General features: G+C 68.2%; 5 protein-coding genes and 2 pseudogenes. 2 read left to right on the top strand and 5 right to left on the bottom strand.

Annotated elements, in window-relative coordinates; translation table 11 throughout:
- Positions 1-439, bottom strand: a pseudogene (locus RMO30_RS11980) (Asp-tRNA(Asn)/Glu-tRNA(Gln) amidotransferase GatCAB subunit B); the annotation flags it as partial.
- A 151-nt stretch (positions 440-590) separates the two neighbouring features.
- Between RMO30_RS11980 and RMO30_RS11975 the strand changes: the two are divergent.
- Together RMO30_RS11975 and RMO30_RS11970 are read left to right on the top strand one after the other, a co-directional pair.
- Positions 591-1928, top strand: a complete 1338-nt coding sequence (locus RMO30_RS11975; protein ID WP_309713768.1) for a DUF222 domain-containing protein — start codon at positions 591-593, stop codon at positions 1926-1928.
- A gap of 11 nt (positions 1929-1939) precedes the next feature.
- Positions 1940-2449 (top strand): YbaK/EbsC family protein, encoded by a 510-nt coding sequence (locus RMO30_RS11970; RefSeq protein WP_309713767.1) that lies wholly within the window; start codon positions 1940-1942, stop codon positions 2447-2449.
- A 76-nt stretch (positions 2450-2525) separates the two neighbouring features.
- Here RMO30_RS11970 and gatA read toward each other — a convergent pair whose 3' ends face one another.
- The 4 genes and pseudogenes from gatA to ligA form a co-directional block, all read right to left on the bottom strand.
- A complete protein-coding gene (gene gatA / locus RMO30_RS11965; RefSeq protein ID WP_309713765.1) occupies positions 2526-4052 on the bottom strand; it encodes an Asp-tRNA(Asn)/Glu-tRNA(Gln) amidotransferase subunit GatA in 1527 nt (508 codons plus the stop codon).
- An 11-nt stretch (positions 4053-4063) separates the two neighbouring features.
- Complete coding sequence (gene gatC / locus RMO30_RS11960) at positions 4064-4387, bottom strand: Asp-tRNA(Asn)/Glu-tRNA(Gln) amidotransferase subunit GatC (protein WP_309713762.1); 324 nt, start codon at positions 4385-4387, stop codon at positions 4064-4066.
- Between the two features lie 67 nt (positions 4388-4454).
- On the bottom strand, positions 4455-5870 hold the full coding sequence (locus tag RMO30_RS11955) for an alpha/beta hydrolase (RefSeq protein ID WP_309713759.1): 1416 nt from the start codon (positions 5868-5870) through the stop codon (positions 4455-4457).
- Between the two features lie 628 nt (positions 5871-6498).
- A pseudogene (ligA, locus tag RMO30_RS11950) lies at positions 6499-7976 on the bottom strand (NAD-dependent DNA ligase LigA); the annotation flags it as partial.

Here is a 7976-nt window from a genome sequence, read left to right as displayed (position 1 = left end):
CGGCATCCTCTTCCATGTGCGCGCGCTCGATCGGGATGTCGACGGTCGTGCCGTCTTCGAGTTCGACCTGCACCGAGCCCTCGAACGCGATCGGCTCGTCGTACTGGCTGATCTGATAGTTCTTCGCCAGGTCGGGGTAGAAGTAGTTCTTGCGCGCGAATCGGGATGACGTGGCGATCTCGCAGCCGAGCGCCAGCCCCAGAGAGATGGCGTACTCGACAGCCTTCTCGTTGACGACCGGGAGGGAGCCGGGGAGTCCGAGGTCGACGGGGGTGATCAGCGTGTTCGGGTCGGCGTCGTGGTTCTCGGTGTTCGCCGGGTTCGGCGCGTCGGAAAACATCTTCGTCTTCGTGCTGAGTTCGACGTGGATTTCGAGGCCGATCACCGGCTCGAAGAGTTCGAGCGCTTTGTCGTAGTCCATCAGATCGGCTTTAGCCATGGCATCCATCGTATTTGCCGTGGGTGGGTGCGGATGCCGTGGCCGGGCGGGCAGCGGATGTCGAGTCCTCCACAGGGTCGGTTCGTGCGACTTATCCTGAGAATGGTTGGTCTACCTAGAACATACGTTCGAATGTTGATTCAATGGATGTATGTCCCCTTCCACCCCCGCGGTCGCCTCGTGGCTCGAGGCGAACCCGTGCGCGCTCGACGACACCGCATTGCTCGCGGGCACGCGGGAGTTGGGTGAGTTGCGGCGGGTTGTGGAGGCGGCGCAGGCTGCGTTCGCGGCCGAGGTGAAGCACCGCTCCCGCCGTGAAGACGGGTTCGGCGGGCTCGCCCAGCGGCTCGGCGCCGGTACTCCCGAGAAGCTCGTGGAGCAGGTGTCGGGAGTCTCGAAGCGTGAAGCGCAGACTCTGGTGCGAGTTGGTGAACTGCTCACCGTGGATGCCGCCCCCTGGCTCACCGCCGTCGGCACCGGCATCGCGGCGGGGCGCGTGTCGGTCGTGAAGGCCGACGCCATCCGCACCGGGCTCGGGACGCCGACTGAGGATGTCGCGGCGGATGATCTCGCCGACGCCGCCGGGGAGCTTGTCGCTCTCGCCCCGACCCTGTCGGTTGAGAAGCTCGCCGCCCGCGCCCGGCAACTGCGCGACGACCTCGACACCGCCGGCGTGCGCGACCGGGAGCGGATGCTGCGCGACAAGAGATACCTCACCCTCACTCCCCTCGTCAACGGCATGACCCAACTCTCCGGGCTGCTCGACCCCGCATCGGCAGCCATTGTCGGCGCCGCCTACGACGCCGCCACCTCACCCCGTCGCGGCGGACCCCGCTTCATCGACGACGAGTCGCGTGAACGGGCCGAGAAGCTCGTCACCGATGAGCGCAGCCTCGGGCAGATCGCCCTCGACACCTTCGTTGACCTGCTCCGCATCGGCACCGAGGTCGACCCGGGCAAGCTGCTCGGCGCGCGTCGTCACGCCGTCCGCGTGCTCGTCACCGACCGCGATCTGCGCGAACGACGTGGGCCAGCCTTCATCCAAGACCAAAGTGAAGCCGTCTCGATCGAAACCGCCGAGCAACACATCTGCGACACCGGCATCGTGCCCATCCACTTCACCGACGACGGCGAACCCCTCCGCCTCGGCGTGACCCGCCGGCTGTTCTCGTCGAAGCAGAGAGACGCGCTTGCCGCCCGCGACGGAGGGTGCCGCTTCCCGAACTGCGACCGCCCCGCCTCCTGGTGCGAAGCCCACCATCGCATCCCCTGGGCCGACGGCGGCCCCACCGACACCCGCGACGGCGTCCTGTTATGTCGCCACCACCACATGCTCGTCCACGACAACGGATGGACGATCGACCGAGATCCGGTGCGCGGATTCGTCGCGATACCGCCCCGATCTGTCGACCCCGATCGACGACCGATCCCGATGCCGGCCCGATCCCGCGTCGCCGCACGACTACTCACCGCCCGACGGCAGACATGAACAGCACCCGCATGCCGAGGCTCGATATCGTCGAGAACGTGACCGAGAACTATCCGCGAGGGGTGGAGAACGTGCGCGCCGTGCTGCGGGCGGCCGGTGTTGCCGGGGCTGACCGCATCCGCCACATCCCCGACGGTGCCCGCACTGCCGCCGAAGCAGCCGCCGCACTGGGGGTCGAGGTCGGTGCCATCGCCAACTCGCTCGTGTTCGTCGCCGACGGCAACCCGCTGCTCGTCATGACGTCCGGCGGGCACCGGGTCGACACGGTGGTGCTTTCGGCACGGATCGGGGTCGAGGCGATCGAGCGGGCGACGCCCGAGATCGTCCGGGTCGCGACCGGGCAGGCGATCGGCGGGGTCGCGCCGGTTGGGCACCCCGCGCCGTTGCGCACCATCGTCGATCCGGTGTTGGAGACGTTCCCCGAGATCTGGGCCGCCGCGGGGCACTCACACGCCGTGTTCCCGCTCACTTACGAGCAACTCGTGCGCATCACCGGCGGCACCGTCGTCCCGGTCGACTAGCCGATCTTGGTATCGATACGCCGCTTCACGGGCTACTCAACCAACGAAGGGGTTCGACACGCCGCTTCGCGGCTACTCAACCAACGAGGGTGGGCGCCTGAGATAGCAGGGGGCCGCCCCACTGCTGCTCCAGAAGGGACTCGAGGGCCGCGCCGACCGTGTAGAGGCGGGCATCCTCGCGGACAGGGGCCATGAACTGGATGCCGACCGGCAGACCGTCCTCGGGGGCGAGGCCCGCGGGAATCGAGATGCCAGGCACACCGGCGAGGTTCGCCGGGATCGTCGTCAGGTCGTTGAGGTACATCGCCAGCGGGTCGTCGACCTTCGAACCCAGCAAGAACGCCGTCGTCGGCGCCGACGGGGTCGCCAGCACGTCGCACCTCTCGAACGCGGCCGAGAAGTCGCGCTGGATGAGCGTCCGCACCTTCTGCGCCGACCCGTAGTAGGCGTCGTAGTAGCCGGCCGAAAGGGCGTAAGTGCCGAGGATGATGCGGCGCTTCACCTCGTCACCGAAACCTGCTTCGCGGGAGGCGGCCATGACATCCTCGACAGTTCCACCGGGCACGTCGACCCGCAGGCCGAAACGCACGGAGTCGAACTTCGCCAGGTTGCTCGACGCCTCAGCCGGCAGGATCAGGTAGTAGGCGGCGATCGCGTACTCGAACGACGGCGCACTCACCTCGACGATCTCGGCGCCCTGGGCTTCGAGCAGAGCCAGGCTCTCGCGGAACCGTTGCAGCACGCCCGGCTGGAAGCCCTGGTTCTCCTGCGACAACTCGTCAACGACGCCCACGCGCAAACCGCGAAGCCCTTCACCGCGCAACCCGGCGCGCGCGGCGTCGGCGAACGACGGCCAGGCGTCCGGGATGGAGGTCGAATCCCGCGGGTCGTGCCCGCCGATGACGTCATGCAGCAGGCCGGCATCCAGCACCGTGCGGGTGACGGGTCCCACCTGGTCGAGCGACGACGCCAGAGCGATCGCTCCGTAGCGCGAGACACCGCCGTAGGTGGGCTTCATGCCGACCGACCCGGTGACCGCCGCGGGCTGCCGAATCGACCCGCCCGTGTCGGAACCGAGCGCGAGCGGCGCCTCGAATGCCGACACCGCCGCGGCCGAACCGCCACCGGATCCGCCGGGGATCCGCGTCAGATCCCACGGGTTGTGGGTGTTGCCATACGCGGAGTGCTCGGTCGACGAGCCCATCGCGAATTCGTCCATGTTGGTCTTGCCGAGCGGCACCAGACCGGCCGCCCGCATCCGCGCCACGACGGTCGCGTCGTACGGCGGAATCCAGCCCTCCAGAATCTTCGATCCCGCCGTCGACGGCATGTCGAGGGTGCACAGTACATCTTTGATGGCGACCGGGATGCCTGCCAGCGAGCTCAGCTGTGCCCCTGCTGCACGTTGCGTATCGACCCGGCCGGCCGCATCGAGGGCGCCAGCGTTGATGTGCAGAAACGCATGGATGTCGCCGTCGACGGCGGCGATGCGGTCGAGGTGCGCCTGCGTGACCTCGACGCTCGAGACCTCGCGCGACGCGAGCAGGTCGGCGAGATCGGCGGCCGACTTCGTGATCAGGTCCGACCCGGTGGGGGCGCTCACTGCTCCTCCACTCACTGTTCTTCACCCAAGATGCTCGACACCTTGAACTGGCCGAGCTCGTGCGCCGGGGCTCCCGACAGCGCCTGCTCGGTGGTGAGGGTTGGGCCGACGACATCCTCCCGCGTCACCATGCCCAGCGGAATCGGGTGGCTCGTCGCCGGAACGTCGGGGGTCGCGACGGCGGTCACCTTCGCGACCGAGTCAACGATCAGCGCCAGCTCGCCGGTCAGGCGGGTGACCTCGTCATCCGTCAAAGCGATGCGGGCGAGATGCGCGAGATGCGACACGACGTCGGGGGTGATGATTTCGACAGGCTCAATCCAGCGTTCAGTCACCCCGGAAGTCTACGAGGCAGGCGAACCCTCCTCGGTCGCTGCTGCCGGTCGCTGCTGCGGCGCGCTGCTACCGCGCCAATGCCTTCGCCTCAGAGAGGTTCGAGGCGTCGGTCGTGGCGTACTCGCCCTGCCCGATCGCGATCAGAGCCGTGTTGCGCACCGCGGTCGTGCCGGGCCAGAAGTAGTAGACGTGACCGGTGATGTCATCGAGCCGTTCCCCGGTGATCGGGTCGCCCATCGCGCGCACCGAGAACCGGGTGGCCCCGAAGTCGGCGTCGAGCGGCTGACTGCCGAACACCCCACTGCGCGGCACCGGGTCGGTGTCGGCGGCCGCCACCCAGACGTTGTGGTCGGTGACCTTGAGGTCGTCGACGCTCGTCGCCGGGCTGCCGGGCGAACCGACCAGGATGAGCGCATCCACCGAGATGTCGTTCTCTTGCAGGGCGAGCATCGCTGCGGTCGACCCGTAGGAGTGCGCGACGATTGACACATACGGACCCGGGTCGGCGGCCCCCTGGGCGGAGCCGGTGACGGAGCGAACCGCGTCGAGACCCTGCACCGACCCGGTCAGGACATCCCGGCCCTGGTAGGCGAGGTCGAGTCCGGCGATGTTGACGACCGAGGGCGTTTGATAGCCGATCCAGGCGATCGTCGCGACGTCGCCCTCGAGGTCGAGCCGGTCGAGCCACTGCTGCTGTTCGATGAGCGAGGTTTCCGCGTTGCCGGTCCAGTCGACGAGTTGCTCGGCAACGCCGACGTACATCCCGGGAATGAAGAAGGTCACGTAGTCGGCGGAGGTCAGGTTGCCGACCGCGATGACCGCTCGACCCTGGGCGGTGACGTCGAGTGACACGAGGGTGCGCCGCTCCCCCGACGCGCCGGTGAGCAGCGACGTTTCGACGGCGCTGAGCATGCGCAGGCGGGCCTGCAGCTCGTCTTCCATCGCACGACCCACTCCGGCATCCAGCTGGGCGTGGATGTCGGATACGGTCTGGTCGAGGAAGGAGCGGTTGGCGCTGTCCCGCACCGCGTAGGGCACTCCTTCGAGGTTGCCGACGACACCGGGAAGGTCGATCCACAGCGAGTCCCGGGCGCTCGCGGGCGTGCGCTTCCACCACATCGCCACGTCGGTCGCGGCGGGCGGGGTGGCCGCCAACTCGCCGATCGCTTCGGGGTACAACGCGATGAACTCGGAGCGTTCCCCGGGGGTGAGGTCGACGAGCTGGTCGAGTAGGGCGACGCCGTCGAGACGGGCGATCCGGTCGAGCGATGAGCCGCCGCCGACCGGGTCGGGGCCGATGAACGGCTGCGGAACGTCACTGGCGACGGTCACGACGGAGGGCTGGGCGAGAGCCTCCGAAGCCGTCGCGGCGGTGACGGGCAGAAGGACGGACGACATGCCAAAGACCCCGGCGACGACTGCAGCGACCACCGGGGTAGACAGAATCGTCGTGACGTCGACCAGCACGTCGGGTTGTCCCATCGCCCAGCGCACGGAGCGCCTACCTTAACGGGGGCGGGCATCACCGTACGCCCCTCATTCTAGGGTCAGGGTGCCACCCAAAAGGGGGGCGGATCCTGTGGGTACGCCAAAAAGACCCTGGATCGACTCATTTGCCCCCCGAACTGGGGACATGAGGGGACATTCACACCCATTCGAGGGCCACGGGGACGTACCGTGGAGCCTTCGAGGTGGGTGAGACGACGGAATCCGTTGCGTCGCGTGCTGGGCCAAATCGAGTACCTGGTGTGCCCCGAATCGCGCTGGTGCTTGATCTGCCAGGTCGTGCCGAATCCCCTCGTGACACCCGTCGAGGCAACGTTTGTCGAGTCGCCTGTTGTCGAGGGAGCGGCGCATCGGGGGTAGGGATCAGGACCCACTTCCCGATGCGCCGCCGGTCGACGCCGTTCGGACCCGCATCCGATTGGGTGTCTCACCAAGAGAGACCGGCGCCGGGGGCGACTATGACGCGAAATCGCACCCCGTTTGCAACGGTTTGTACCCCGATGCCGCGCACCACCTGCGATTTCCGACCTCGGCGGCCACCGGCGGCCGGTGTCATCGGCCCGAACCACGACGGAGTCCGTTGCTTCGAGCTGTACTGAGCGTTCTACTCCACCGGAGGCAGGGCGTCGGGGCCGCTTTCGACGAGCAGCTTGAACTGCGCGGCGTCAAGGATGCGCAGTCCCAATTCTTCGGCTTTCGCGAGCTTCGACCCAGCCCCCGGGCCCGCCGCGACGAAGTCGGTCTTCTTCGAAACACTGGATGCCGTCTTGCCTCCGGCCCGCAGGATCGCCTCCTGCGCCTCCTCCCTCGAGTACCCCTCGAGGGATCCGGTCGCGACGACGGTAAGGCCCGCGAGCGGCCCTTCGGCTCCCCCGGCACGGCCCGGACCCGGGTGACCGGGCACCGACCACGGCACCCCGGCCGCCCGCCACGATTCGACGATCTCGACGTGCCAGTCGACCTCGAACCATTCGAGCACGGCATCCGCGATGATTCCGCCGACCCCTTCGACCGCCGCGAGTTCGTCGCGCGTGGCCGCCCGGATCGCGTCGAGCGAGCCGAAGTACGCCGCGAGCGCCCGCGCCGCGACCGGACCGACGTGCCGAATCGACAGCGCGACGAGGAAGCGCCACAGCTCTTTCGACTTCGCCCTCTGAAGTTCATCGAGCAACTTCTCGGCCGCGGCGCTCGGCCCGGTCACCGCGGGCTGGTCTTTGCGAGCTTGCGTGACGATGCGCCGGAACGGGCTGCGCAGATCGGGGCGACCCTCGGCATCCGTCTTCACGATGCCGGTCTCGGCGTCGCGCACCCGCACCTCGATCGGCAGCAGGTCAGCCATCGTCAGCGCGAACAGTCCGGCCTCGGTGACGAGCGGCGGGGGCGACGGGATGTCGGGACGGGTGAGGGCGACCGCACCGATCTCGCCGAGCCCCTCGATGTCGAGGGCGCCGCGGGATCCGATGTGTTCGACCCGCCCGATCACCTGCGCAGGGCACGACCGCGCGTTCGGGCAGCGCAGGTCGACGTCGCCCTCCTTCGCGGGCCGCAGCGGCGTGCCGCACACCGGGCAGTCGGCGGGCATCACGAACTCGCGCTCGGAACCGTTCCGCAACTCGACCACCGGGCCGAGCACCTCGGGGATGACGTCGCCTGCCTTGCGCAACACGACGGTGTCGCCGATGAGCACACCTTTGAGCTTCACGACATCCTGATTGTGGAGCGTCGCCTGGCGCACCTCCGAACCGGAAACCCGCACCTTCTCCATGACCGCGAAGGGTGTCGCCCGGCCAGTGCGCCCGATCGAGACGACAATGTCGAGCAGCTTGGTGTTCACCTGCTCGGGCGGGTACTTGTAGGCGATCGCCCAGCGCGGTGCCCGGCTCGTGGCGCGCTACTCGACTTGCTGGGCGAGATCGTCGTGCTACTCGACGACGCCGTCGATCTCGTCCTCGACGGTGTGGCGAATCTCACCGTCCCTCTCCACGTACTCGGCGGCCGCAGCGGCATCCTTCGTGACTTCGAACCGACCAGAGGTCGGCAGCCCCCACGATTTCAGCAGCGCATAGACCTCCGACTGCGAGT

It is taken from the genome of Pseudolysinimonas sp. (assembly GCF_031389465.1).
GTDB lineage: Bacteria > Actinomycetota > Actinomycetes > Actinomycetales > Microbacteriaceae > Pseudolysinimonas_A.
The sequence above is the reverse complement of the archived record's forward strand: the minus strand, read 5'-3'. Positions and strand labels throughout refer to the sequence as shown.

Excerpts from the sequence above, each read along its gene's own strand:
- RMO30_RS11975 (WP_309713768.1), top strand. The coding sequence starts at position 591 with ATGTCCCCTTCCACCCCCGCGGTCGCCTCGTGGCTCGAGGCGAACCCG.
- RMO30_RS11970 (WP_309713767.1), top strand. The coding sequence starts at position 1,940 with ATGCCGAGGCTCGATATCGTCGAGAACGTGACCGAGAACTATCCGCGA.
- RMO30_RS11955 (WP_309713759.1), bottom strand. The coding sequence starts at position 5,870 with ATGGGACAACCCGACGTGCTGGTCGACGTCACGACGATTCTGTCTACC.